At 62.7% G+C, this 26,888-nt stretch carries 13 protein-coding genes, 1 tRNA gene and 1 pseudogene; 6 read left to right on the top strand and 9 right to left on the bottom strand.

Going from position 1 to position 26,888, the window contains the following annotated elements; translation table 11 throughout:
* Positions 1-29: 29 nt before the first annotated feature.
* From gltB to VH326_RS13290, 5 genes are all read right to left on the bottom strand, one after another.
* Complete coding sequence (gene gltB, locus VH326_RS13310; protein WP_329632318.1) at positions 30-4,658, bottom strand: glutamate synthase large subunit; 4,629 nt, start codon at positions 4,656-4,658, stop codon at positions 30-32.
* The gene (locus VH326_RS13305) at positions 4,655-5,248 is read right to left on the bottom strand and encodes a DUF2059 domain-containing protein (protein ID WP_329632317.1); all 594 of its coding nucleotides are present in this window, start codon (positions 5,246-5,248) and stop codon (positions 4,655-4,657) included. The genes gltB and VH326_RS13305 overlap by 4 nt, the downstream gene beginning before the upstream one ends.
* Positions 5,245-6,684 carry an NAD(P)-dependent oxidoreductase gene (locus VH326_RS13300; protein WP_329632316.1) on the bottom strand — a complete coding sequence of 480 codons (1,440 nt, stop codon included), beginning with the start codon at positions 6,682-6,684 and terminating at the stop codon, positions 5,245-5,247. The genes VH326_RS13305 and VH326_RS13300 overlap by 4 nt, the downstream gene beginning before the upstream one ends.
* 155 nt (positions 6,685-6,839) lie before the next feature.
* The gene (locus tag VH326_RS13295) at positions 6,840-7,646 is read right to left on the bottom strand and encodes an undecaprenyl-diphosphate phosphatase (protein WP_329632315.1); all 807 of its coding nucleotides are present in this window, start codon (positions 7,644-7,646) and stop codon (positions 6,840-6,842) included.
* Between the two features lie 60 nt (positions 7,647-7,706).
* On the bottom strand, positions 7,707-8,642 hold the full coding sequence (locus VH326_RS13290) for a complex I NDUFA9 subunit family protein (RefSeq protein WP_329632314.1): 936 nt from the start codon (positions 8,640-8,642) through the stop codon (positions 7,707-7,709).
* Between the two features lie 148 nt (positions 8,643-8,790).
* Between VH326_RS13290 and VH326_RS13285 the strand changes: the two genes are divergently transcribed.
* Both VH326_RS13285 and VH326_RS13280 read left to right on the top strand, forming a co-directional pair.
* Positions 8,791-8,877: transfer RNA gene (locus tag VH326_RS13285), tRNA-Leu, on the top strand.
* Positions 8,878-9,055: 178 nt separating this feature from the next.
* Entirely contained in the window at positions 9,056-10,330 is a 1,275-nt protein-coding gene (locus VH326_RS13280; protein ID WP_329632313.1) for a tyrosine-type recombinase/integrase, read from the top strand.
* A gap of 59 nt (positions 10,331-10,389) precedes the next feature.
* Here the strand turns inward: VH326_RS13280 and VH326_RS13275 are convergent, their stop codons facing one another.
* Both VH326_RS13275 and VH326_RS13270 read right to left on the bottom strand, forming a co-directional pair.
* Positions 10,390-10,617, bottom strand: coding sequence for a DNA-binding protein (locus VH326_RS13275; RefSeq protein WP_414714282.1), 228 nt, complete (start codon positions 10,615-10,617; stop codon positions 10,390-10,392).
* A gap of 282 nt (positions 10,618-10,899) precedes the next feature.
* Entirely contained in the window at positions 10,900-11,370 is a 471-nt protein-coding gene (locus VH326_RS13270) for a DUF2274 domain-containing protein (RefSeq protein ID WP_329632312.1), read from the bottom strand.
* A gap of 226 nt (positions 11,371-11,596) precedes the next feature.
* On the opposite strand from VH326_RS13270, the pseudogene VH326_RS16060 reads away from it, so the two are divergent.
* Positions 11,597-11,874 (top strand): annotated as a pseudogene (locus VH326_RS16060) (DUF2274 domain-containing protein).
* On the opposite strand, the gene VH326_RS13260 reads toward VH326_RS16060, so the two are convergent.
* A complete protein-coding gene (locus VH326_RS13260; RefSeq protein WP_329632311.1) occupies positions 11,854-12,801 on the bottom strand; it encodes a hypothetical protein in 948 nt (315 codons plus the stop codon). The pseudogene VH326_RS16060 and the gene VH326_RS13260 overlap by 21 nt on opposite strands.
* Before the next feature lie 444 nt (positions 12,802-13,245).
* Here VH326_RS13260 and VH326_RS13255 point away from each other — a divergent pair, with 444 nt between their 5' ends.
* Positions 13,246-14,049, top strand: coding sequence for a M12 family metallopeptidase (locus VH326_RS13255; protein WP_329632310.1), 804 nt, complete (start codon positions 13,246-13,248; stop codon positions 14,047-14,049).
* Between the two features lie 54 nt (positions 14,050-14,103).
* Here VH326_RS13255 and VH326_RS13250 read toward each other — a convergent pair whose 3' ends face one another.
* Positions 14,104-14,292, bottom strand: coding sequence for a hypothetical protein (locus tag VH326_RS13250; protein WP_329632309.1), 189 nt, complete (start codon positions 14,290-14,292; stop codon positions 14,104-14,106).
* A 369-nt stretch (positions 14,293-14,661) separates the two neighbouring features.
* On the opposite strand from VH326_RS13250, the gene VH326_RS13245 reads away from it, so the two are divergent.
* The gene (locus tag VH326_RS13245) at positions 14,662-21,570 is read left to right on the top strand and encodes a hypothetical protein (RefSeq protein ID WP_329632308.1); all 6,909 of its coding nucleotides are present in this window, start codon (positions 14,662-14,664) and stop codon (positions 21,568-21,570) included.
* Positions 21,567-26,297, top strand: coding sequence for a hypothetical protein (locus VH326_RS13240; RefSeq protein ID WP_329632307.1), 4,731 nt, complete (start codon positions 21,567-21,569; stop codon positions 26,295-26,297). Before VH326_RS13245 ends, VH326_RS13240 begins: the two co-directional genes overlap by 4 nt.
* The last annotated feature ends 591 nt before the right edge of the window (positions 26,298-26,888 follow it).

The following is a 26,888-nucleotide window of genomic DNA, read 5'->3' as shown; positions in this document are numbered from 1 at the left end:
GCAGCTTCGGCGGCGGATTTGAAGCAAACCTATTCGGCGGCGGCGAGTTCCAATCCGTCGTCGAGCGCGTGCGGCAGGCGCTCGAGCATTTCCTTTGGGACGATCTGCCAGAACGTGCCGCACGCGCGGCCCCAGTCGTCGAGGATCGATTGCGACCAGGCGCTGCCGGTCGCGGCGGCGTGCTGGTCGACCAAGTCGCGAAGCGTCGCTTCCCAATGCGCCGAGGCTAGCCTTTGCCAGACGATCGATTCGCCATTGGCGCGGCGCTCGAAGCTCCCGTCGGTATCGTAGACGAACGCCATCCCGCCGGTCATGCCCGCACCGAAATTGGCGCCGACCGGCCCGAGCACCACGGCGACGCCGTTGGTCATATACTCGCAGCCGTTTGCGCCGCAGCCCTCGACCACCACCGTCGCGCCCGAATTGCGGACCGCGAAGCGCTCGCCGGCCTGACCCGCGGCGAACAGCCGTCCGCCAGTCGCGCCATAGAGCACGGTGTTGCCGATGATCGTGTTTTCCTGACTGGCGAGCGGCGACGACACCACCGGGCGGAGGATGATCGTGCCCCCCGAAAGCCCCTTGCCGACATAATCATTGGCGTCGCCGAACACTTCGAGCGTAATACCCTTGCACAGAAACGCGCCGAGACTCTGCCCCGCCGAGCCGCGCAGCCGCACCGTGACGTGGCCATCGGCGAGCGTATCCATCCCGAACGCGCGCGTGATTTCCGAGGACAGCCGAGTGCCGACCGCGCGGTGCACGTTGCGCACATTGTAGGTCAGCTGCATCTTTTCGCGGCGCGAGAAAACGTTGGCGGCGTCCTTGATCATCTGCGCGTCGAGGCTGTCGGGCGCTTCGTTGCGCCACGTCTGCAGGCTGAAGCGGCGCTGGTCGTCGTCGGCATCGACCTTGGCGAGGATCGGGTTGAGGTCGAGGTCGTCGAGATGCTCGGCGCCTCGGCTGACCTGGCGGAGCAATTCGGTGCGGCCGATGATCTCGTCGAGGCTGCGGACACCGAGCTTCGCGAGGATATCGCGCACTTCCTCGGCGATAAAGGTCATCAGATTGATCACCTTTTCGGGCGACCCGCCGAATTTCTCGCGCAGCCGTTCGTCCTGCGTGCACACCCCGACGGGACACGTATTCGAATGGCATTGCCGCACCATGATGCAGCCCATCGCAACCAGGCTGAGCGTACCGATGCCGAATTCCTCGGCACCCAGGATCGCGGCAATCACGATGTCGCGCCCGGTCTTGAGCCCGCCGTCGGTGCGAAGCTTCACGCGGCCGCGAAGCCCGTTGAGCGTCAACGTCTGGTTGACCTCCGACAGGCCCATTTCCCAGGGCGTGCCGGCATATTTGATGCTGGTCTGCGGGCTCGCACCGGTGCCGCCGACATGGCCGGAGACGAGGATCACGTCGGCATGCGCCTTGGCGACGCCCGCCGCGACGGTGCCGATCCCCGCCGAGCTGACCAGCTTCACGCAGACGCGGGCGCGCGGATTGATCTGCTTCAAGTCGTAGATGAGCTGCGCGAGATCCTCGATCGAATAGATGTCGTGGTGCGGCGGCGGGCTGATCAATGTCACGCCGGGCGTCGCGTGGCGCAGCTTGGCAATGAATTCGGTGACCTTGAACCCGGGCAGCTGCCCGCCCTCGCCTGGCTTGGCGCCTTGTGCGACCTTGATCTCGATCTCGTCGCAGGCATTGAGATATTCGGCCGTCACGCCGAACCGCCCGGAGGCGATCTGCTTGACCCCCGAATTGGCGTTGTCGCCGTTTTCGTAAGGACTGTAGCGGACCTTGTCCTCGCCGCCCTCGCCCGAAACCGCCTTGGCGCCGATGCGGTTCATCGCGATCGCCAGCGTCTCGTGCGCCTCGGGCGAGAGCGCGCCCAGGCTCATTCCCGGCGTGACGAAGCGCTTGCGGATTTCGGTGATCGGCTCGACCTGGTCGATCGGCAGCGCTTCGTCGCGAAAGTTGAACTCGAGCAGATCGCGCAGATAGACCGGCGGCAAATCCGCGACCCCGCGCGAGAATCGCTGGTAGGTCGAATAGCTGTCGGTCGCGACCGCGGTCTGCAGCAGGTGCATCAGCTGCGCCGAATAAGCATGCGTCTCGCCGCCGTACCGCTGACGGTAGAAGCCGCCGATCGGCAGCGTCGCAGCGCCCCCTCCACTGCTCAAAGCGTCGAACGCCGCCTGATGGCGCTCCTCGGCGTTACGGTGAAGCGAGACATAGCCCTCGCCCGAAATCTTGGCGGGCATGCCGGGGAACAGGTCCGCGACGAGGCTGCGCGACAGCCCGACCGCTTCGAAATTGTACCCGCCGCGATACGAGGAGATCACCGCGATCCCCATCTTCGACATGATCTTGAGCAGCCCTTCGTCGACCGCCTTGCGGTGGTTGGCGAGGCATTGGTGGAGGGTGAGATCGCCGAACAGCCCGCGCGCCTGGCGATCGGCGATCGCGGCCTCCGCCAGATAGGCGTAGACCGTGGTCGCGCCGACGCCGACCAGCACCGCATAATAATGCGTGTCGAGACATTCGGCGGTTTCGATATTGACCGAGCAATACGACCGCAGGCCCCGCCGCACGAGGTGCGTGTGCACGGCGGCGGCGGTCAGAACGCCGGCGATCCCGACCTTGTCGGGGCCGATGCCGCGGTCCGACAGGAACAGCTCGCTCTTGCCCTCGCGCACGGCTTGCTCGGCCTGGACGCGGATGCGCTGGATCGCGGCGCGGAGCGCATCGGGCCCACCGCCCGACGCGAAGGTGCAATCGATCTCCGCTGCGGAATCGCCGAAATAGGCTTTCAGCTTCGCCCAGTCGGCACCGGCCAGCACCGGGCTTTCGAGCACCAGCACCCGGTCGCGCCGCTCGCCGGTGTCGAGAATGTTGGCGAGATTGCCGAAGCGAGTCTTGAGCGACATTACGTGGCGCTCACGCAAGCTGTCGATCGGCGGGTTGGTGACTTGCGAAAAATTCTGGCGAAAGAATTGGCTGATCAGTCGCGGCTTGTCAGAGATGACGGCCAGCGGCGTGTCGTCGCCCATCGAACCGATCGCTTCCTTGGCGGTTTCGACCATCGGCGACAGTATCAGTTCCATGTCCTCGAGGGTTTGCCCGGCCGCGCTCTGGCGCCGGAGCAATTCGGCACGGTCGAAGCGGCAAATCCAATCTCCTCCCCCCTGGGGAGAGGGTCGGGGAGAGGGGCTGTGACGAAGCGGATCGCCCTGCCCCTCTCCCGACCTCGCCTTCGGCTCGGCCACCCTCTCCCCGGACGGGAGAGGGAGTTTTAGATCGTCGATCGTCACGAATTCCCCGACCATCGCGCCGTAATCGTGCTCGCCGGCGATGCGGTCCTTGACCTCGCGGTCGTGGAGCAGCTTGCCCTGATCGAGATCCACCGCGATCATTTGGCCCGGACCGAGCCGGCCCTTTTCGACGATCATCGTCTCCGGCACGACGACCATCCCGCTTTCGGACCCGACGATCAGCAGGCCGTCCGACGTCCGGGTGTAGCGCAACGGACGCAACGCATTGCGATCCATCCCCGCCACCGCCCAGCGGCCGTCGGTCATCGCGAGCGCGGCGGGACCGTCCCACGGCTCCATCACGCTGCCGAGGTATTTGAACATGTCGAGATGGGCCTTTGGCATCTCGCCCTTGCCGCCCCAAGCCTCGGGCACCAGCATCAGCTTGGCGGTCGGCGCGTCCCGGCCCGAGCGGCAGATCGCCTCGAACACCGCGTCGAGCGCCGCGGTGTCCGACGCGCCCGCCGGGATCACCGGCTTGATGTCCTCCGACGCTTCGCCGAACGCATTCGCCGCCATCTTGATCTCGTGGCTGAGCATCCAGTTCCTGTTGCCGCGGATCGTGTTGATCTCGCCATTGTGCGCGAGGCAGCGGAACGGCTGCGCCAGCCACCATTGCGGGAAGGTGTTGGTCGAATAACGCTGATGGAAGATCGCCACGCGGCTTTCGAAGCGCGGGTCCTTCAAATCGGGGTAGAAGACCGACAGGCTCTCGGCGAGGAACAGGCCCTTGTAGATGATCGAGCGGCATGACAGCGAGCAGACGTAGAAACCCGAAATCTGCGCGGCGATGACTCGCTTTTCGATGCGGCGGCGGACCAGATAGAGGTCCTTCTCGAACTCCTCGGCCGATTGCTGGTCGGGCAGCGGCCCGGCGATCATGATCTGCTCGATCTCGGGCCGAGTCTCCTGCGCCTTGCGACCGATCACCGACACGTCGACCGGCACCTGCCGCCAGCCGTAGATCGTGTAGCCCGCCTCGATGATCGCGCTTTCGACGATCGTGCGGCACGCTTCCTGCGCGCCGAGATCGGTGCGGGGCAGGAAGATCATGCCGACCGCTAGCCGGCTGTCGGCGACGCGGTGCCCCGATGACTGGATCGCCTCGTCGAAGAAGGTGAACGGCAGGTCGATGTGCAGCCCCGCACCGTCGCCGGTCTTGCCGTCGGCATCGACCGCGCCGCGATGCCACACCGCCTTCAGCGCATCGATCGCCGATTCGACCACACGCCGCGACGGCCGCCCGTCGATCGCCGCGACAAGGCCCACGCCGCACGCGTCGGACTCGAATTCGGGGCGGTACATGCCCTCGGCGGCGAGGCGGGCGCGCTGGTCGATCATGTCTTGCCTGGCGCAGCGGTGCGGACCGATAACAGTTCGGCCTTCAGCTTCTCCAACTCCACCTGCTGGCGCGCGGCCCCTTGGGCAGTCAGGCGACGCTGCCAGGCCGACACGTCCGGATCGGCCAGCATGGTCGAGCCGCGCTGCACGAAATGCGCGCCGGCCGGCGTCTGCACGAACGTCCGGATCGCCTGCAAATCGTCGAGCGAGAACATCCGGGCATAAGCGCGCGCATAGGCCTCGACCAAATCCGGCATGGCTGCGCGAAGATCTGCCATCGCGAAGCTGCGCTGCCGTTCGACGAAACGCTCGAACACAGCCTGTACTTTGGGATTGTCCTTTATCTCTTCTGCGACCCCCGAGCCCTGCATCGCGCCGGCCATCATGTTGCGCATCGTCGTATCGAGTATCGATGCGAACATCTTGTCTCGTTGATCAGGCGGCAAAACAACGTTGATGACGTCGCGTGCGATCGCGAGCTTGGCCGGATCGACCGCCGCCGACGCAGCCGGCGGCGGCGGCGGCGTCTGCGCCAGCACTGGCGTCGCGGTCAGCAGCGCCACTACCACGATCATCGTCTTCTTCGTCATGCGGCCTTCCTCTCCGGTTTCACCTTTGCCCGGAGGTACTTATCGATATTTGCGGCCACGTCACGCCCGCCGCGCACCGCCCACACCACCAGGCTCGCGCCGCGGACGATGTCGCCGGCGGCGAACACGCCGTCGAGGCTGGTCATCAGCGTCGCATTGTCGACCCGCAGCGTGCCCCAGCGCGTGACGCGCAGGTCGGGCACGCCGAACAGCAGCGGCAAGTCGTCGGCGTCGAAGCCGAGCGCCTTGATCACCAGATCGGCGCCGCGCACTTCGGGCGGCGCGTCGTCGGGCTCAGGCGTGCGCCGGCCGCTCGCGTCGGGCGCGCCGAGCCGCATCCTGCCGATCTCGACAGTCTCGACGCGCTCGCCGCCGCCGAACGATCGTGGCGCCGACAGCCATACGAACTCGACGCCTTCCTCCTCGGCATGGCCGACCTCACGCTGCGAGCCCGGCATGTTGGCGCGGTCGCGGCGGTACAGGCACGCGACCGACGCCGCGCCCTGGCGCACTGCGGTGCGGACGCAGTCCATCGCGGTGTCGCCGCCGCCGACCACGATCACGCGCTTGCCCGCCGCGTCGAGCGCGCCGCTGTCGAAATCGGGCACCGCGTCGCCGAAGCCTTTGCGATTGGAGGCGGTCAAGTAATCGAGCGCCTCGACCACGCCGCTCGCTTCCGCGCCGGGTGCCGCCAGCCCCCGCGCCCTGTACACGCCGGTCGCGATCAGGACCGCATCATGGCGGTCGCGCAGTTGGTCGAGGCTGGCGTCGCGGCCAACCTCAAAGCCTTGGTGGAAGAGAATCCCGCCCGCTTTCAACCGATCGATGCGGCGCATCACCACCGGCTTTTCGAGCTTGAAGCCGGGAATGCCATAGGTCAGCAGCCCGCCGGCACGATCATGGCGATCATAGATGTGCACGTCATAGCCGGCGACGCGGAGAAGCTCGGCCGCGGTCAATCCGGCCGGCCCGGCTCCGATGATCCCCACCGACTGGCCGCGGCTCGGCCCCGGCACGATCGGCTCGACCCAGCCATTGTCCCACGCGGCATCGGTGATGAACTTCTCGACCGACCCGATCGTCACCGCGCCGTGCCCCGAAAACTCGATCACGCAATTGCCTTCGCACAGCCGATCCTGCGGACAGATGCGGCCGCAAATCTCCGGCATGGTCGACGTCGCGTTCGACAGCTCGTACGCTTCGCGCAGTCGCCCTTCGGCAGTCAGCCGCAGCCAGTCGGGGATGTGGTTGTGTAACGGGCAATGCACCGTGCAGTACGGCACGCCGCATTGCGCGCAGCGCCCCGCTTGCTCTTCCGCCGCCGGCACGCCGTAGCGGTCGGCGATCTCGCGAAAATCGTCGGCGCGCTGCTCGGCCTCACGCTTGGCGGGATAGGCCTGCGCCACATCGACGAACTTGAGCATGTCGCTGGCCATTGCCGCTCCTTTCAGGAAGCGACGTATCGCGTAGGCGCTCGCCCGTCCATGGTGATCCGGGTTATTAGGGCAGTAGTACTGCCCATCTTTATGCCATCCCCGCCTTCGCAAAGGGCGCTCGTGGTCCCGCCGGTGCAAATAGGCCCGGTTTGTGACTATCTCAATATCAGCACGAGCGCGAGCGCGCCGATTACGATGCGATACCAGCCGAACGGGCTGAAACCGGTGCGCCCGACCAGCCCGACGAACCAGCGCACCACGACCAGCGCGACCAGGAACGCGACGACGAATCCGATCGCGATCATCCCCGGTCCTACCGCGTTGCCCGCGGCGAGCTCGTGCCGCTTGCTGACCAGTTCGAGCACCGTCGCGCCGAGCATCGTCGGAATGGCGAGGAAGAAGCTGAACTCGGCAGCGGTGCGGCGCTCGACCCCCAGGCTGAGCGCGCCGAGGATCGTCGCGCCCGATCGGCTGACCCCCGGGATCATCGCCAGGCACTGGATGAGGCCGATGCCGACGACCTTGGGCAACGGGATCTCGGCGACGCCCTTGACGTTGCCCTCCTTCACCGTTCGCTCGATCGCGAGGATCGCGACGCCGCCGACGATCAGCGCAACCGCCACCGTCATCGGCGAGCCCAGCAACGCCTCGATCTGCTTGTGCAGCAGCACGCCGAGCACCGCCGCCGGAATGAACGCGACCAGGATGTTGCGGACGAAGCGGATCGATACCGGATCGAACTTCGCCAGCCCGGTCAGCACCGCCCAGAACGTTCGCCAGTACAGCACCACGATCGCCAGGATCGCGCCGAGCTGGATGACGATGTTGAACAGCGCCCAATAGGCCGGATCGTATTTGAGCAACGCGCTCGCCAGGATCAGATGGCCGGTCGACGACACCGGCAGGAATTCGGTCACGCCCTCGACGATGCCGAGGATGATGGCGGTGATGATGTCGTGCAATTGAGCCCCCTGGGTAACGGGAGCCTATCCCCGCCTGTCGGCTAAGCGAAAACGAAGCGTTCAGGTCGCGGCGCGCCGGCTGAACCGTCCGTGCTTGCGATACTGGACGAGCCAGGCCGGTGCGACCGCTTCCATCGGCGTCGGGGCGATCCCGAGCGCGGACAGCCCGGGCAGCGTGCCGCTCGCGACATTGTCGCTCTGGAGCATCTTCCACTGGTCGCGCTTGATCGGTGCGCCGGGCAGGAAGCCGAACATCGACAGCGCGTTCCCCACCACATCGGGCAGCGGCAGGATCGCGGGCGAGCGGCCGGTCGCTTGCGCCAACCACTCGATCAGCTCGATCATCGAAATCACTTCGGGGCCGGCAAGCTCGTACGTCTTGGCGGCGTGGGCCCGCGGGTCGGCGAGCACGCGCGCCACAGCGCGGGCGACATCGACGACGTGTACCGGCTGGAACCGGGCCTTGGGCTTGAGCACCGGCACGACCGGCAGCAGCGCGACCATCGCGGCGAAGCGATTGAGAAACTTGTCCTCGGGGCCAAACACCACCGAGGGACGCAGAACGGTAAGGTCGGGGAACGCCGCACGCGCCGCCGCCTCGCCCGCTCCTTTGGTCGCGTAATAACGCGACGGCGATTCGGCGTCGGCCCCGATCGTCGAGACATCGACGAACGCCGCGACCCCCGCCGCATGCGCCGCGGCCGCGGCTTCGCGCAACCCGGTCTGCTGGAGTCCGACGAAATCCGGACCCCACGTCCCGACCAGATAGACCACGGCGTCCGACCCGGCGACGGCGCGCGCGACGGTGTCGGGCCGGCGCACATCGCATGCCGCGAACTGGGTCTGCCCAAGCCCGCCGAGCGGCCCCAGGAACCAGGCGCGCCGCGGATCGCGCTCGGCGATGCGGACGCGCACGCCGGCCGCAAGCAACTCCTGCGCGATATAGCGCCCGATAAAGCCGCCCCCGCCGATCAGCGTTACGAGTGTGTCCTTCATCGCCGTGCGCGCCTGTTGCCGATTCCGGCGCTTTCCATGCCGTGTGGCGGCGGCGGGGACAAGGGCGGAAGACGGCGCGGCCGGCGCGGTTGACAACCCCCCGCCCCCCCAATAGAGCGCGCCGCCTACCTGAGTTGAAGTCTCTGGGGCCCAGATGGCGGAATTGGTAGACGCACCAGCTTCAGGTGCTGGCGCTCGCAAGGGCGTGGAGGTTCGAGTCCTCTTCTGGGCACCATTTGTTCTCCCCGCTAACGTCCGGGGACGTCCAGCAAGCGGCTGGTTTTAAAGCAGAATTTCATCGATTCTCGCTGGCAACCGTCCGGGTTGATCCAGTGGATTCCAGCAGAAGATACACAAAACGTGTCTCTTCCTGTGTCTGCTGGATCGACCCGGGAAAATCCGGGAACACGATGATGCTGACTCAACTGCAAATCACTGCCGAGAAACTAAAGGCGAAACCCTACACGCTCTCCGATGGGCAAGGGTTGGCTCTTTTCGTCCAGCCGTCAGGCGCGAAACTTTGGCGCTTCCGCTACCGATATGGCGGCATAGCCAGGACACTGCACATCGGGCCTTGGCCGACTGTCTCCCTCGCCGACGCCCGCGAGAAATGTCGCGAGGCAAGAAAAGCGATCGCAGCTGGGCGCGATCCAGCCCTTGAGAAGAAGCGCGCAAAGATAAACGCGAAGTTTTCGGTGGCGACGAGCTTCAAGGAGGTCGCACTCGAATGGATCGCGAAGTGCGAACGCGAAGGCCGAGCGGAGGTCACGCTCGACAAAATCCGTTGGCTGCTCGGGATGGCGTATCCATTGATCGGTTCCCACCCGATCAACGCCGTCACCCCGACTGAAGCGCTGTCGGTGTTGCGCAAAGTCGAGGCAAAGGGCCGCTACGAGAGCGCCCGACGGATGCGCAGCGTGCTCAGCAGGGTCTTTCGCTATGGCATCGCCACGGCGCGGTGCGATCGCGACGTCGCCGCCGATCTGCGCGGTGCATTGACGACGCCCCGAACCTCGCACCACGCGGCCATCACAGATCCTGTCGAGGTGGGCATCCTGCTGAAGTCGATCGATGCATATACCGGGCAGGACGTCACCCGCATGGCACTGAGGTTGTCACCGCACTTGTTCGTCCGCCCGGGTGAGCTCCGACAAGCAGAATGGTCCGAGATCGACGTCGACAAGGCATTCTGGTGCATTCCGGTCGAGAAAATGAAGATGCGCCGAGCCCACAGAGTGCCGTTATCCCGGCAGGCCCTCGCGATGATTGAGGAGCTTCGCGAGCTAACGGGTCATCGCCAATATCTTTTCCCCTGCATGGGTAGCCCAAGGCGTCCGATGTCGGAGAATGGCGTAAACCAGGCGCTGCGGAGAATGGGTTACGACAGAGGCGAGATGACAGCGCATGGCTTCCGCGCAATGGCCGCGACCCTGCTTAACGAGATGGGCCGATGGAATCCTGATGCGATCGAGCGGCAGCTTGCCCATCAGGAGGCCTCATCAGTGCGCCGCGCATATGCTCGTGGGGAGTATTGGGACGAGCGAGTGATGATGATGCAGCACTGGTCGGACTTTCTCGACGGCCTGCGGGAGGCAGCGAAGGGAGCCAGGCCCGCAGGCCCTGTTCGCAAGAAACCGAAGGTAGCGAGGTCGAAGGCGGGACGGCCGCGCGAGCGTCCACGGAAGTAAAGGCGCATACCCTGCGAGGCATAAATCCACCTTATGCCCCGCAGGGTATATCTGTCGCCTTAGCCTCGGGCTGTATCTGCGCCTGCTGTCAGGCTCTTGAGGCTTCCATAGTGAATGAGGGTCGCTCGCCCCACCTTGACCGTTTCTAGGTCACCGGACTGGATCAGCTCGTAAATTCGTGATCGGCTGAGGCCCGTGATTCGGACGGCCGTCGCGATACGCACCGTGAGCGGCTCGATCTTCTTCTCCCAGGCCCGCTCGATCATCTTCACCTCGACGTTCGGCATCGGGCCACGTTGACCCAAATCCGCCGATGAGTTTGGCTGAGATGGCATCGCATGATTAGGCACTGTTAGGGGCCGCAGGATGCCTTTCTGAGGTCGCTCAGAACCGTGATGCCGAGCACGACCCGCAGAACGGCTGGTTTCGCCAGGTCGCTATCGCAGTTTTGACATTCACGTGTCATCCAGCGCCAGATGGACGATAAAGGACTGTTGAGGACTCAATGATGCATCGAGGGATCGAATCCCTCCCGCTCCCGATTTCTTATCATTCATAAAATGAATGGCTTACTGTGCACGCCGCGTCCGTGCGTCTTCTCTGATATTCGCCACCCAATTGACTACTTCCCGTTCGCTCCACCGTGCCGCTCCAGGAGACGGCTTGTACGGAAATGGAAATCGCTCTTGTTGGATCATCTTGTAAATCATCGATCTGCCAACACCGACGATGTGACAGACTTCTTTCAAAGGTATCGACTTGTCCGCTACTGTGGAGACGACGGCCTTTGGCAATCCAGATTCCAGTGGTGCCGGGTGGCCTGGCATCTCCGCCACATCGAATCCATTTTGAGCTTGGAAAGCACCGTCACCGGCTAGGAACTCTCCGAGCATCGCTGGTACCAGCTCTGCAACGCTGATTTCCTCGCCATACGTAGCTCGATACATGTCTGCATATTGTTCAAGAGCGAGCCGAAGGTCACTGGATAAGCTGATCGTAAGGTCGCTTGGCTTGCGATCGACTTGTCTCGGCAGCTTCATTTGGGCCATCGAACGCTCGTGAACCTCAAGGTTGGCATGTCACTGCTCGCGGTATGCCATAAATTCTCTTTGAGTTTTACCGTCTTTCCGGGGCCATGCTGTGCCTCCTGAGGGCATCCGACGTCCGCCCAAACCCAGTTTCGGCCGCTCGCGGCCGGGCGCTCCGGTTCGGCTGGTGGTCCACAAGGATCTCGTCTTCTCTCCACCGACGGGGAGGAACAACTAGATCCCGGAGATCAATCTGCCACAGCTTTTGGACCATTCGCCGGTGAAGTTGACCGTCTCGGTCATGCCCGACCTTCATCAGGCTCTGATCGACTTTGGCGCCCTGTATTCGAAGGCTTATGGTCGCGACGAGCGGTTGCCGAGCTCATTCCAGCAATGCTTGCTGCCTTTCTGGACAGCGATCGCGGGTTCACCCGGGGCTGTGCGGGAGGGCGGCGACACGGGACCAGGAAAGCACGCCAAGTCGCCGTCAGTTCCTCAACCGATGTCATTGGCTAACCGATCCGCCAGTTGGACCAGGCCGATGATATCGCTCCCCGGGCCATCGAAGGCTTCCGATCGCACTTTCAAGTCGAAATAGAGTGCGCACAGCGCTTTCGGCAATCCATCGATCTGGATCGAGTAATCCTGACCGACCTCGCCGCCGAGAACATCGCCGAGGAGTTCGCCCAGGATTTCCGACAGTCGGTCTGGTTCGCCTGCCTCCTCACCGGCGAACTCCTCCCACTCGTTCCAGATATCGAATAGCCTGGAGTCGTCGACGCGTAGGCTCCCTCCGAAGGCTTGCTCCATAAGAGTGATCGTGAAGAATGCAACGTCGGGCGCCCTCCCGTCGCATTCATCTGTAGCAGCGCGAAGCACCGCATCACGATTGCATAGAAGTCGGACGGTGCGCGACCAAAGGCTCATCGGCTGCATCTGATAGAAGCCGAGCGCATCGATCGGCTCGATGATGTGGCAGCGCGGAAAGTTCTTCAACTCCGAGCACACAGTGCGAATCCGCGAACGGTGACGGATCGCATCGACACAGAGCAAGACATAGAAATCATCGACCCTGGCGTTGGCGAACGCCGTCGCGATTTGACCCTTCAGAATCTGAAGCAACGGAAGCTTCTTGGCTTCCCACTGTCGAAATTCGTCGTCGCTCTTGATCTGAATCCCGACCTTGCGCTCATTGCCGTCCTTGTCTTCGTAGGTCAGCAGAACGTCGACACCGTCGTCGCGAAAGCTCTGCATGTCGTGAACCTCTTGGCCATAGGCTCGGTAAACGGCCAGCATGGTGTTCACCTGATCGGAGATGTGCGGGCAGAGATCACGATCGTGCCTCAGATTCACGAAGGCAGCAGTGGCCTCCGGCGAGACGCGCCGGCCCTTCAGATGCTCGGCGAGCATTTGGCCCGCATCCATCTCGTTGGTTATGAACATCGATTTCTTGCCTCAGGCGTCGCGCCAGCTCAACGTTAGCCGATGTGGCGTGCGAAGCGTAGCCGATCGCGCCGGCGGAAAGTTGGCCATTCCGGTTGCCTCCGAATCCGCTTCATGATCGATATATCGCCGTTTTATCGATCACGGATCGACCGCCTTCAGATCGATGCGAGGGAATAATCCGGTTGATACAGCGTAGTCACAGCGGCTTCCCAGCGTGCTTGACAATCCCCCAAAGAGCCAGCTGACCTGGGGCGCCGACGTCCTTTCCACCAATAAACGGCCGGCATCGCCTTCCTGCATGCTGCGCCACTGCACTAGCCCCGCTTCCCGGAAACTCGCCGCTGCTGGTGAATCTCAGAAGTTTGTGTCGCGATGCCTGGCGAACGCTGCTAGATTTCTTGCACCGTCGTTGAAGGTCATGGCTTCCGTTGGGGGGAAATTATGAGGGGCATCGCAGTCGCAAGCTTGTGCGGGACTCTCGCGCTGCTGAGCTTAGCCGAGCCGGTTCGTTCTGCTTCGTTCTGGCCCGAGAGTGGTCGCCCGATTACACGAACCGCCATCAAGCGCTTCAACGTCGTTCGACTTGCTGGCGTTCGCGGGCGTTATATCCAGATCGACGACCAGCTTTTTCCCGAGCAGGCCACCCTTCTCTCGGGATTTTCGGGCGCGAAATGGCCCGGCGGGAAATTGATCTATCAGTTCGACAGCAGCGTCGACACGGCAAAGCAGCTGGTTTTCATCACGTCCTGTGACCTCTGGAAGGCCGTCGCCCGGGTCGAATGCGTGGCACGCACTACTGAGACATCCTACGTCCAAGTCATGACTTCCAATGAAAACAGTTCCACAATCGGGAAGCAGCCCGGCGTTGGCACGATCAAGATAATGAACTGGGACAGTCCACTTACGGTCGCTCACGAGATTGGCCACTCGTTTGGACTCGCCCATGAACAGTGCCGATCCGATCGTGAAACGTACGTCCAGATACTCATGGCAAACATCATAGCCGGCAAGTCGAGCAACTTCGATATCGAAAGCACCGATGACGAAGGGACGTCATACGATTTCGATTCGGTAATGCATTACTGGGGCACGGCATTCGGGCGCAAGGATCCGACGACCGGCGCAACCATGACGACAATTCTGGTCAAGCCGCCTAACCTAGCGAAACAGTCGACGATCGGACGCTGGACAAGGCTGTCGGCCGGGGACGCGGCAGGGATGGCAGCTCGGTACGGCGCCCCCTAGCGCATCGGCTTTAGCCTTTGGGACATAGCCGGCGCCGGGAACAATTGCCTGCCGTCAGCGCTTTTCGTCAGAGACGATCGTCCACCCACCGTCGGTGTAGTTCTTCACGGCCTCGTCGTGACGGTCGTCGCCATAGGTTGCGATCGCCGTTCCATTCTCGTCGAAGACTTGCGTGCCGTTGTCGTCGGTAATCACGGTGATGCGCTGCGCGCCGTTCTTCTCCAGTACCGTCTTGCGATACATCTCGATTACTCCGCGTTCGAGGGCGCGAGTCGCGCCTTCCCGAATAGAGCAGCTTTTTGCGTTACAGCGGAAAGAAATCGGCACTCGGTATCGTTCGGAGCGCCAGGGATGAGGGCGCAATTTCGCCGGCGCAGAGCCATCTTCCATGGCGCTATCACCCGATTGCATGTCTAGCTTCAAATCGGCGCGATCCGAAGTTGCGGATCTTACCTCCCGTGATACCTTTCGCGTGGGGGGAATCGCATGGATGGTGGACCACCAGTACCTGTGTCCGTTGAGGGTGGGTTCGGCCCACGTGTCAGCAGGCGCTCGTTTCTCAGCAGCTGCAGCGCGGTTGCGTTGCTGGCGCCTCATCAGGCCGGAGCGCAGGTGGTTGCGCCGCCCATCCTCGCGCCTCTTGCGGCCAAGCCGGCATTCAAGCGGAAGGGGCGTCGTGTCGCACTCTCCTGGGATGGAAAGGAATGGCTGTTTGATCCAGACTGGCTCGCCGGCGATGCAGGTGGATCGGCGAAGATTGCACTTCCCACGCCGCACCGCTTGGACATTCGCGGGCGGTTTGCCGGCACGAACGTAAGCGCCCGCTTCACCATCGAAGTCGTTCAGGCAGGAACCGTCTGGCAATTGCGCTGGAACTACGAGGGGCAGGCACCGCAGTCGATTTCGCTGGCGAGCTGGTTCGCGCGGTCGACGTACGTTCCGATCGCTCGTCTCAAGTTTGTCGGTTCGAGCGCCGAGGCGCTGAGCCTGACCGGCGCAGCGATCGCAGCACGGCTGACATGGCCGTTTTCACTGTCCACTTCGCCGGGCGAGGTGAAAGGCCTCGGCTTTTCCCTAGGGGAGAGCGCAGGCACAGCCACGCGCTTTGCGATCGAAGCCATCGACGACAGCGATGCGGCTTCCGCATCGCCGGACAACGACGTCGCGACCTTCCTCGGCAAGCCGGCGACACGAAAGCTGACGGCCTCGGTTTCTGGTGGCGCTCTAGTCCAGCCGAAGGCTGGGTGGATGTTCACTTCGGCGTGGAACCGCCAACTGCGCCTGATACCAGCTTTGCCCAGCCTCAAGGTCGAGCGCTTTCTGATGGGCGGGGCGCTGGTGTCTGTCCGACGCTTGGCCGACGACGGCGAGACGCGAATGTCCATCGGGGTGCCGGAAACGCCCCGCAATGTATTCCTCGAGCGCGTGACCCTGTTCCAGCTCGCCGGTTCCAGGCGCATCGGCTTCCGCGGACGCATTTCAAACAAGCCTAAGATGATCGGCGGCATGCGGTTCGCTGCACACATCTGCGGCGGCGACATGATGTCGTCCGACAAGGTCCACGAAAGCACGACACTTTGGTTTCCGGTGCAGCTGCTGTCTCTTCACCCGCGGGGAGAGGACGAGGCAAGGTACGACGTCGATTTCAGGCGCCGACGTTCAGCCGGGGTAGGCCTCGACCGATCGGCTATCCAATGGCTTTCGGATGACGTCGATGGCAAGGAAGCGACGCTGACGATCGGTCGCCGGCCTGCAGACTTCGGCGCGCTGGACATCGATAGCATCCATCTCGGCGAAGAGAGCGGCGTCTCGCTGCGGCTGTTCAGCCCGGAAAATCCCGAACTAGAACGAGATGGGCCAGTCCTGCGGACGCGTCGTCACCAGGACGGCATCGACGTCGGATTCCAATTTCACGACTATCGGCTTCTTGTCCAAAATACCGGCACGACCTTGGTTCCCGGCGTAGGCGCGCGCCGCGGGGTCCGCTTCCACGCGCAGCATTTCCAAGAGGAAGTCTTCGAAGCCCCGCCGGATGGTTACATTCAATCATGGGGGCGATACATCCAGGGAGGCATCGACTGGGCACTAGGGAAGCCACCTCCGAAGCTCCGCGTTCTGGGCGATACTGCTCCTTATGCAGGGCCCGGAACTGCAACCCGTCTCGCAAGAACACAAGTATCCGGCCCGAGCTACGTTTCATTCGAAACTCAGTCGGCCGCCCCGACTCTGCCACTGTCAGTCGAAGCACTCACCGACTGGAGCGCCTTGACGCTTGCGGTGCCAGACCGGATCACCGCTGCAAACCTGCCGCTCAGGGAGCAACTCGGCAGCCTCGGGATCGACGAGACGACGCAGCGCGAGGAGGCGCTCCGCCGGGTCAGAAATTCATTGACGAAGCCGGCCAACGGACAAACCTCGCTAGAACTCGTTACCGGGATGAGCTTCTCGCCCGATGCCAGGGCGCGGTTTCGCACGACGGGGTTGCCCGGCAGCGGCAGCATTCCGCTATGGACCGCGCAGCTCGAGCTCACGCCAATGGTCAAGAACGGCCTTGCCCAGCCACAATCGGTCGTCAGAGCGACGTGGGTCGACGGCTTCAATCCGAATGCGCTCATCGGCGGTTGCGGGCCGGTCGGGACGCTGGGCAAAGATGCACCGTTCGAGACTGCGATCAAAGCAACGGAAGCCGCTGAAGTTTTCTTGATGTCGTCGGCCCTGGGGATCCCGGCGCTGCGGGCCGTCACGACGACCGGGGAGGATATTCCCCAGAGTCTAGTGCGGATGCCGAGACCCCAGCCTGGGACGTCGGACTGGGAGTTCCTCGACAAGTCGAAGGTCGCGAACCCCGTCGATCCCAAACAGCCGGCTATTCGACAAGAAGGCGTGATGATGCCGGCTCCTTTCAGCCGGTTCGAAGCGCGATTGACCGGCTTCGGCGCCGATATCGACGTCGAATGGCAAGGGGAGCCCGCGGCTCCGGTTCCCAACGATCCCGCGTTCCGCCGAGCATTCTCCGTCGAACGCTTCATCTACCGGACGAGTCGAGGCAACCTCGTCTTCGTCAAGGTGATGCTGAAAGGATTCCTCTTCCCCTACGGCTTCCGGGTCGCACTGATCGAGGTCACCGACCGAGAGGCATATTCGATGAAGGGTTTCGGCGCGATGATGCCGGGGATCAAACGGCAGTTTATTCTGCCGAAGCCTGTCGAGAAGAGCTTTCCTGGATTGTACCAGCCCTTCGCGGGGCTCCAGATTCCGGTGCGGCACGCCCATCTCGTAAGCGGCCTGAGCCCCGAATTGGAGCCGAGCTTCGATCCACCTGCGGAACTGGTCCTGCCGCCGGACCCGGTCCCGTCGGCCCCCGCCAGCCCGGCTCCGAAGTGCCCGCCGGAAACGGTCGAACGCAAGCCGGTCGGCAAGATTTTCTGGCCGCTGGCCAAGGGCGCGAAAACCGACGTGCAGTTTGCGATCGAGGCAGACGAGACTGGTGTCCAACGTACCTTGCCGATGCTGTTCCTCGACAATGCTGCAGTCCACCATCCTCCGACGGTCGCAGCAGTGCTCGACTATTACAACAATTCGGTCGAAGAGAGCCGCCGGACAGAAAGACATCACGGCGGCAAGACGATCTACGCCGCTCCGCGCAAATTTGGCGATACGAGCTTCGACACGGATTCCATTGTCCTAAAGGCTGTTCCCCGCGCTCTTCCTGAAGCTCCTGCCGCAGCGACACCGACTCCGACGCCGACGGCTACGCAGGACAACCAATACGCGCAGTATCAGATGGACGCGTTCATGGAGGGCGCTGACGAGCCGCCCTTCTATCCCGCAATGACTGAAGCAAGAATCCAGATTCCGGCGCTCGATAGGATGATGGGTGCTGCACAGGGATTGAAGAGGGTCGGTTACGTCGAGAATTACGTCCGGCACGGTTTCGGCGAAGGTGCGAACCCGGGCGAATTGTACCTGGGCTTTCTCGACACGACGGGCCTGATGAATGCCCCGAACCAGAACACCGGAGGGGTTGCGCAAACTCCCACTCCGTTGTCTGCGATCAGCCGGGTCAACGCCATCGTCGGCGCTCCGCTACGCGCAGCGTCGCCCGAGAACGTGAAGGCCAGTCCGTTGCGAGTGGCGACTGCGCCCGCGCCCGCGCCCGCTCCCGCGGGGACCGACCTTGCCTGGGACTACAGCGCAATCGATGCCAACCGCTTCGAGCCCGCTAAGACCTTCAAGCTCGGAAAGCTGTTCGGGATCATCGATTTGGGCGAAGCAGCAGCGATTCTGCTTGCGGCGGCGCAACCAAAATTCCGGGAAGTCTACGACTACGCGCTGGGTCCACTTGCCGACATCAAGGACGTATTGGGCGCGAGTTGCTCGGCAGCGAGTCAAGGAATTCTCGATGCTCTGAATACGGCCGAAGCGAAGCTCATCGCGTTTCTGAAGTCGGAAAAAATCGGAATTCCGACGGGTGGCTCTGGCGAGAAGACGCCGGCACTCCACGCCTACTATCCCGCTCTGGTCGACAGCCTCAAGGCGATCGCAGCCGACCTCGATGCGCTTTCTGGCCTGCTCAAAGCTTCCGAACCGAACATCGCAGCAATCTCTCCGATCGCGAACAGCGTTACCGAGCATTGGCGCAGTGTCCGTGCGGCGGTCGAAGCCGTCGTTGCGAACCCTGCGCCCGAGCCCGTCCGCAACATCCTGGCTCAGGTCCAGACAGTCATAGAGACGGTACGCGACGGCGTCGGTGCCGTCTTGGCGGGCGCAATGAAGCAGGCGATCGATGACCTACGGAAGCAGGTCATCGAACCTTGGATCAAGACCGCTCTCGACACGTGCTTCAACACAGATGGCTCGCTCCGAGACGCAGGTGTCTTCGACACGATTTTCGGCAAGCTCCGTCCCAAGGAGCAGGAGCCTGCGGTACCGTTCACGAGGCACGAGGCCGAATTGCTTGTCGCGGACCTCCTCGACAATCCTGCGAAGATTCCCACGGAGCTGCAGACCGCGATCATCGGCAGGACTTTGATCGTGCCCGTTCTCGAGATGATTGCCGCCGCGACGGGAATGGCGACCGCGATCGAGACATTGGAGGCTGAGGCGATCGCCAAGGCTGCGGAGCTGGCGCGAGCGATCGTCGTTCGTGTGCTCGACGCCTTGGCAGCGACCGATTCCCTGGTCGAGACCGCCGCCGCGGCGGCGAGTGCGGCATGCCAGGGCGCCGCTCGCCCGCTGGTGGACGTCGCGGAGCTCGCGCTCGCCGGATTGCCATCGGCCGACGAATTCCGGCATTCGATCGCCGTCATAAACGATCGCCTCGAAGCGCTCGACCTGGCCGGTGCTCCGGCTACCCCTGAAGTCACCGCCACCCGCGAGGCCGCGGCGAGCCTGCGAACGAGCATCACCCGGTTCGGCGCGCAGGTGACAAGGCTGCAGGACATGCGCGATGCGGTTACAGCTGCCGAACTGGCCTGCACGGCGCCTGGCCGCGTGCCGGCCGCGATCGCGGAACTGAATCGAGGCTGCGGCTCTATCCTGAAGGCGGTCGGCGACTGCGAGACACAGGCGCGTGAGGTTTTCGATGCGTTGTCGTCCTTGGCGGGTGCTTCGGACAAGATTGTCCAGCAACTGGCCAAGGAGGCCCAGCAAGCACTGGGCGAAGCGCTTCGCGAGCAACTCATACTGGCATATCGTCTCACTCTCGCGCGCCTGGCGGATACAGCCGGTGGCAAAATGAGCCAGCTGGAGACTCGGCTGAAATCGAGCTCCCAGATCGTGGTGGCGCGGCTCCAACCGTTCATCGACAGGCTCGTCACCCAAGCAACGCCAGTGAACGCGGCCTATGCACAAATCTCAACGGGCACCTGCAAGCCGGAAGAATTGTCAGCGATGGTCGCTAGCGCCGAAGCCCTGCTCGAGGTTGAACGCGACGTCTTCGCGCGCGCCCTGGACTATTCGGTCCTGCAGGGCCCCTTGCTCGATCAGCTGAAGCCATTGCGCGATACGCTATCCGGAAAGGTACTTTTTCCGCTCATCGACGTGCATCGCAAGGGCCTGGAAGCCGCGGACAGCGTCCTTAAGACGATGGCGAGTGCGCCGGATCTCGTGGTTGTCCTCACCGGCTCAATTCGGACGAGGCTCGAACTCGCGCGGGCTGCGATCAGTGACGACCTTGATGCTCTCAAAAAGGTGCCGGGAAATCCAGCAAGCGCCGCCAGCATCGTCTCCCGCTGGTCGACAGGCAACGGCGGGTTCATCGTTACGACAAGAACGCTCGTCGAGATGTTTTCTGCGATTACGCGCGGGCAGATGGGAGCGATCTTCGACTTCGCTGCAGCCAAGGAGGCGATCGAGCAGATCGTGCGCCAATTAGTGCCGACGCGTGTCACGTTGACATACGCCTGGACGACAAAGCTCCACGATATTCCGGCGGGCAATCCGATCTTCCTGCCTGGCAAGGACGCATGCAAGGGAATTGCAGAACCCGAGGATGCCTGGGATTCCATCCAAAGCATGCTCGACGACCCGGACGACCAAGATTCCGGTCCCGACGACCAAGATTTCGATCTCGCGATAGCGACGCGTATCGAAGTCGACCTCACCAACCCTCGCGATCGGAAGGTCATCGTCAGGGGTGAGGTCAAGCCGTTCGCCATCGCCCTGCTAGGCAGCCTCGATCTGGTCAGGATCGGCTTCAGGCAGACCAGGTTTGAAAGCGTTGACGGCAGCGCACCTTCGTTCAGCACGAAAATCGACGATGTCGAGATCGGAAAGGATCTGAAATTCCTCGATGCGCTGGCGAAGTATCTCGGCGCGAAAGGGCAAGGCCCGTATGTGCGGCCCAGCTTCAGCCCGCCGGGCGCGATGGTCGGCTACGCCTTCAATGTGAAAGCGGTAACGTTCGGCGGCCTCACGATCACCAACCTCGGCATCGAGCTGTCGATGCTCCTGCCGTTCGATGGTAGTCAAGCCGTCGCGCGGTTCGCAATCTCTTCGCGGGAGAATCCTTTCGGGATCACGATCGCGCCTTGCTACTATGGCGGGGGGTTTCTTGCCCTGTACGCGAACGCGCGCGGCGTCATTGCCTTCGAGATCCAGCTCGAGTTTGGCGCCGCGACCGAATTCAACTTCGGTCCCTTGAACGGAAGCGGCAGGGTCACGGCCGGCATCTACCTGTTCGCCAAGGCCGACGGCAGCCGGCGTCTCGAGGGCTTCGTTCATGCGATCGGTGAAGGCCAAATCGCCTGCTTCGGCATCAGCGTCTGCCTCGAGGTAAAGATCATCGAACAAGACTCCCAGATGTCCGGCTCCGCAACCTTTACCTTCTCGTTCCGGGTCGGGTTCGTCGAGATTAGCTATGGGGTTGATGCACAATATTCGTTTTCGGGAGGCGCGGGTGCCAAGGCGCGTATCGAGTCGACAAATCTGCTCGGCGAACCGCCCGAGATTGATTTTCCCGACAAGATGACCGACTGGCTGGACTACAGGGACAATTTCGTCGCGAGTTGGCCATCATGAGCGGCTATTTCGCGAAAGTCGAATGTACTGCGGTGCCTGATGGCTTCGAACAGGGGAACGGGCAGCCGACCCTTTGCCTGAGCGTAGTGCTGCGGCCTGAGCCGACATCGGATCAAGCCATACCGCTTCTCCAGTGGCCCAGTAAGATTTCTGCGCTGGCCTTCGAGGTATCTTTCGGAACCGACCCGTCGAACATGCTCCCGATCAAGCTGGGGCAACCGCTCAGCTTCAATCCGCCAGGCGCGCCGGCACATTTCGATTCCGCGGCCGATGCATGGTGGCAGTCGATCTGGAAAAGCCAGACAGAACTCGACGCCTATGTGACGATGATGTCGGCCCAACCGGCCTTCAAGGACGTATCGATCGAGACTTATGGCTACGCCCGTCTCGCCGAACTGGTCAAGCGGCGGCTGGAAATCGTGCTCGAACAGTCCATGCAGGCGGTGGCGCACGACCTAGATGCTAAAGCTTTCGATGCGTCGAAGCTTGATCTGGTGGCACGACGTCGCCTTGCCGATCCGAACGATATTGCAGTCAAGCGACATGATGCCCGACTGCTGCTCAAGCGCGACATCTTCGCCGACCTGCCTATCGGCGATGCCTCCAGCGGGGCCGTCGACGTCGATGCCGCAGCGAGGGGAAAGGCGCTCGAGAGCAGACTCGAGGGAATGTTTCTCGCCGGCAGGAGGGCAGTCGTGGCGGCGTATATGCGGCAAAAGGGGACCGGTGACTTGATGAGTCCCTTTCCACCGGAAGGTCCGCGTCCGAACGGTCTCTCCGTTCTTGCCAAGGACCCATTTGCCGAGCGTGTCTTCGGCGCTTCAGTCACCTCGCCGACGGCTACGTCGCTCGATGGCAGCTTCACGCCGTCGCCTGCCCAACCGTACTCGTTAGCTCGCATGGCACTTGCGGCGGTCGATCGCGGCCACAAGACTGAAAAAGAATTGAAGGCCAAGACAAGGTCGCTTCGCGCAGATGATCCCGCTGTCGCGGCGCAGAGCTACATCGCAGCGCTTCAAGCGCATCCGAGCCTTCGCAAGCTGGTTCGCCTCATCGTCGACATCGCAATTCCCCTCGATGCTATTCCAGCGAGCATTCGAGTTAGTGGTGCGGGCTTCGTGACTGTCGGTGTGAAGGACCCCTCCGCGGTCACCGTGTCGGGCCAGGTAGCATCCGCAACGAAGTCGGCGACATCCTTCGTGCTCAAGACGACTGGCGATGTCGAAGGCTGGGTCTTCGAACCGCGCCCCGAGGGCGGCGACCAGAGCGACCCTGCGACGTCGATGGTCCCTTCGCTTCCGCTCGAGGACGGTGTCGTCCGGCTGAACATGCATCGCGCCGACTCGCCGGGAAATCCACGCTTCTGTCTGGAGTCGGTTGATGCGCTGGCCGGACTGATGTCACTTCGCCGCTCTCTCCAGGAGACCGAGGGATCGGCTCGTAGCGGGGTGAATAACGATCCCGCCCTGGTCGATGACGCCAGCCTGCGGACGCGCGGCATGATTCTGCTAGACATGCAGCCGAACATCCCCTTCGAGGTGGCCCAGTTCCGCCGAAAAACCCCCGTCGCGCCCGTCGCCGGCTATCAGATTCTTCATGCAGAGGATCTCGTCCAGGGATACCGGGTGGATTTCGTTACCCCCGATGGAAAAGTTCTTCCCGCAGGATCGAGGCGGCTGGAATATACCGCGTTGCAGTCGCTCAGATACTCCGAAGCCGATCGCCGCGACGAAGGTTTCATCCTTCCTGCACCCCGTACCTGGACCGACGACAAGGGCGTGGATCACGCCCTTGTATCGGAACAGCTGCTGGCTTGGTCGGGAGCCAACATCGGGTTGCCGAGCCGTGGGAAGCACAACGGGAAGCCCGTCGACAACCCACATCCGCCAAGCAAGGACGTGTTGCCGGGCCGGATCACTTACCGCTTCTCCGGGATGAAGAATGGCGCGCTGCTCCGGCAGCGTGGGCTCTATCGCGTGATGCTACGGGTGCGAAAGATCAACGGATCGAGTGTATCGCTAGAGGCGAGCAAGCGCCTCGTCGGTCGCCACGCGCTCGGCGACCCTCACGGACCTTTTGGGTCCTTCCGGTATACGCCCTTCGAGCGGGCACCGGCTCCTCTGACACTCGTGCCGCCCGGGCAAAAACTTGTGCCCATCGCCGCCGAGGACAAGCCGCACGACAATGAGCCGACACCGGAAACGATCGTGGTGAAGGAACAGGATCAGGCCGCTCTCCGCGTTTTGGTCTTGCCGCCCGCCGGTTTCGACCTTGCCGAGCAGCAAGGCCAGTTCGACCCCATACCGAAGTTGACAGGCGAGTCCGATCTACAGGCAAGGAGCCGCGCGAAGCATCGAAAACAGTTCGGATCCTATCGAGCTCTCATGCACCTCGCAGATGGCACGTTCCCGTTGCTTGGGACGAACCCCGGCGGAGATCGGGGTGCTGCGCGAAGCTTTCAGTTGCAGCGGATTTCGCCGTCGCCGCCCGCGACACCTCACTACGTCGACAATACTCTCTGCGCACTCGGCGTTCGTCTCGTCGCTACTAAGGCGACTCCGCCAATAGATGATGCGCAAGCCTTTCCCGACAGCGAGATTTCCTTCTGGGGTCGATCGGCGGCCGATCGTGCAAAGCGTGGGCAAGGTTTCGATCCCGATCAGATCACGCCTATAGCACTGAAGATAGTTTCTGTGCGAAAACCGACCAGCTCTGTGAGAGCGGGTGAGCCGACAACGCTGTCGAGCAACGGGCACTCGCTGGTTGTGCCGACCGTCTTGGTCGAGGTCGCGCTGGGGGAAACCGTCGAGCTCGAAGCTTGGACGATACGAACGGGCGAGGCGCATGCGCAGCATCCCCTGGTAGTACCCGTGATGCGCCGCGGGACCGTGTCGAACCACGCGGCGCTGGTCGAAACGGGCGAAGGCAACCTTGCGGCTCTCGAAGATATTTGGTTCAAGCAGGCCAGCCGAATGCGGATCGGACCCTTGATGGACGTAGTTCGCTTCCGGCTCGAAAGCCCCGTCGACCAGCCTCTGAGCCGTCCCGATATAGGGCGGCTGGGATGTTCCCGTGTTGCCGAGGACCATTGGCCGGCAAACGCAGACAAGGCGACGTCGGTGTACGAGATCGGTGCGGAGACGACCTACTCGTTTGGGTCGATCACGATCGATCGCAAGAGTGTGGACGAGGTGTGGGCAGAGGCGATCTGGTACGACTACACCCAGCCGATAGCCTTTTCGCGGACCGCGAAGGCAGAAGATCCCTACGCCGTCGAACAATCCGGCATCTGGTCGTTCAAGGAACGTATTCAATACGGCCGCCTGTTCACGATCCCTGACATTCCGGCGCTCACTAGGTCGGATAACGAGACACGCGCAGCGTTCGAGCGACGAGCAAATCAGATCGATCTAGTGCGCGACGACGCAGGCAAGCTTCGTTCGCTCAGCGCCGAATTCAAAAGCCATATCGCACGACTGGTTTGCGTCCGGATCGTAGCTCGATCGCGATTCGCGCCACGCGAAGTTCCTCCGAACGAGGGGGCATACGAGCAGGCTAGCGCAGACAAGGTTTCGTTCGAGGCGGCGCTGGAGCCAGGCGCGCAACTGCCGACCGGGGTCGTCAAATTCTGGCTGCTCGCTACCAGCAAACCTGCCGCGCCCCAGCCAGTGCGCAACAAAGGCGTTCTCTACCGACGCTGGATCGAGGACGTTGGGGGCCAGAATGGCCTTCCTAGCGGCAAGAGGCTGTCACATGTCTATCGATGCTGGCTCGACAGTGTCTGGTTCGATTCCGGGCAGGGCGAAAAGCTGGCGGTCGTTTGCCGAGACCCGAAGGCTGCCGATCAACCAGATTGGGTTCTGGCGCAACTAAGTCGCTGGGGCGGCGCAATGTCGATGGCGCCCTCACAGGAGCTTCGCCCCGACAATCAGGGGGATGATCCGACCTATCTCGATGCTTCCCAGATCCACGACGGCAGCCGAGACCCGGCACGGACGGTCGGCCAAGTCGATGCCTTGCTCCCGCTTCCCGAAAAGGGTGATCCAAACGTGCCGCTGGGTGTGAAACTCGCAGTCCTCGAGCCACAGTTCGACGAGGGGTGCGGAAGATGGTTCTGTGACATCGAGTTGGCCAATGCCTCAGCCTTTTTGGTGAGCGCCAAGCTGTCGCTGGCCCGGTATCAAGTACATGCGCATCCCGGTTGCCACCTATCGGACCCGGTATTGACAGATGCCGTGATGCTGCACCAACCTTGGGAGTTCGCAGCAGTCCGCAAAGGGCTTCGCGTCGAGGTAATCGCCACGGGCCCGAGTTATATCGAACGCGCGCCGATGGTCGATGATCCTGACAGCCTGCCGGGCGACCTCGATATTGCGATGATGGCGGCCGCGCCCCTCATCACGGTCGAATTGGAGCGATTGGACAACCGCGGAGGTGGGCCCGTCCCCGTCCTGGGCGAGAGCGGTGACGCGGTCACGACCGACAGCCTTGGGAAGGGAGTAAGGAAGGACTATGGATATGGAAACTCGAGAACCACGGATGTGCCGGCGGGTTGCACTCGCTGGACCATCCCCATCGACATCCCATCAATGGAAGTCGCAGCGAACCTTGCGGTGCGAGTCAGCCTTGCATCAGCACACGCGAACTCGAAGGCCGGTGTGGAAGACAATGGCGACGGCCTGATGGTCTATCTTCCGGAGCCGCTGATGATGCAATTGCTAGTCTAATTTGCGGCCCGTCCGATAGCTTGAAGAAGATCCGACCAATACAAAAGGTTTCTGATCGCTTGGCCGCATCCAATTGTGCCGTGCATCCCGGCAGAGGGATGTCTACGCCAGTTTCTTTTCGGTGACAGGGGCTTTCGATCATCGGGAGAAAGGGAGCTGACACACTTGCTGCTATCCGTCTCGCGTGAACGCGTATGGTGCGCGCGAGAGAATCCGCAGGTTTTTCGGTGCTTCGCTACGAGAATTGGCTCGCGCTGCGGCTTGCGGCCAGGACTGTGTATGCTAAGCTGTCTCTCGGCGAGAAGACGATGATTTTCACGCTTTGAAGTCAACAGCTTCGGCGTCCATAAGATTTCCTCTTCTGGGCACCATTTCCCTTTTTTGAGCCGAGCCGCCCGTAATCCGCTCACATGGCGACGCGTCCATCCAACATCATCCTTGCGCTTGCCTGACCGGCGCGTTCGCCGGTGGTTAAGCGGGGCGCGACTAGGCGGGTGTAGTCGCGGGCTTCGTGCCCTGCGTCATGACCTTCTGCTGGTTAGCTCCCCGGTAGAGGCGGGCGCCCGGGCGATTTCAATGCCCGCCCGGGCG

Source organism: Sphingomonas sp., from assembly GCF_036269755.1.
GTDB lineage: Bacteria > Pseudomonadota > Alphaproteobacteria > Sphingomonadales > Sphingomonadaceae > Sphingomonas.
The sequence above is the reverse complement of the archived record's forward strand: the minus strand, read 5'-3'. Positions and strand labels throughout refer to the sequence as shown.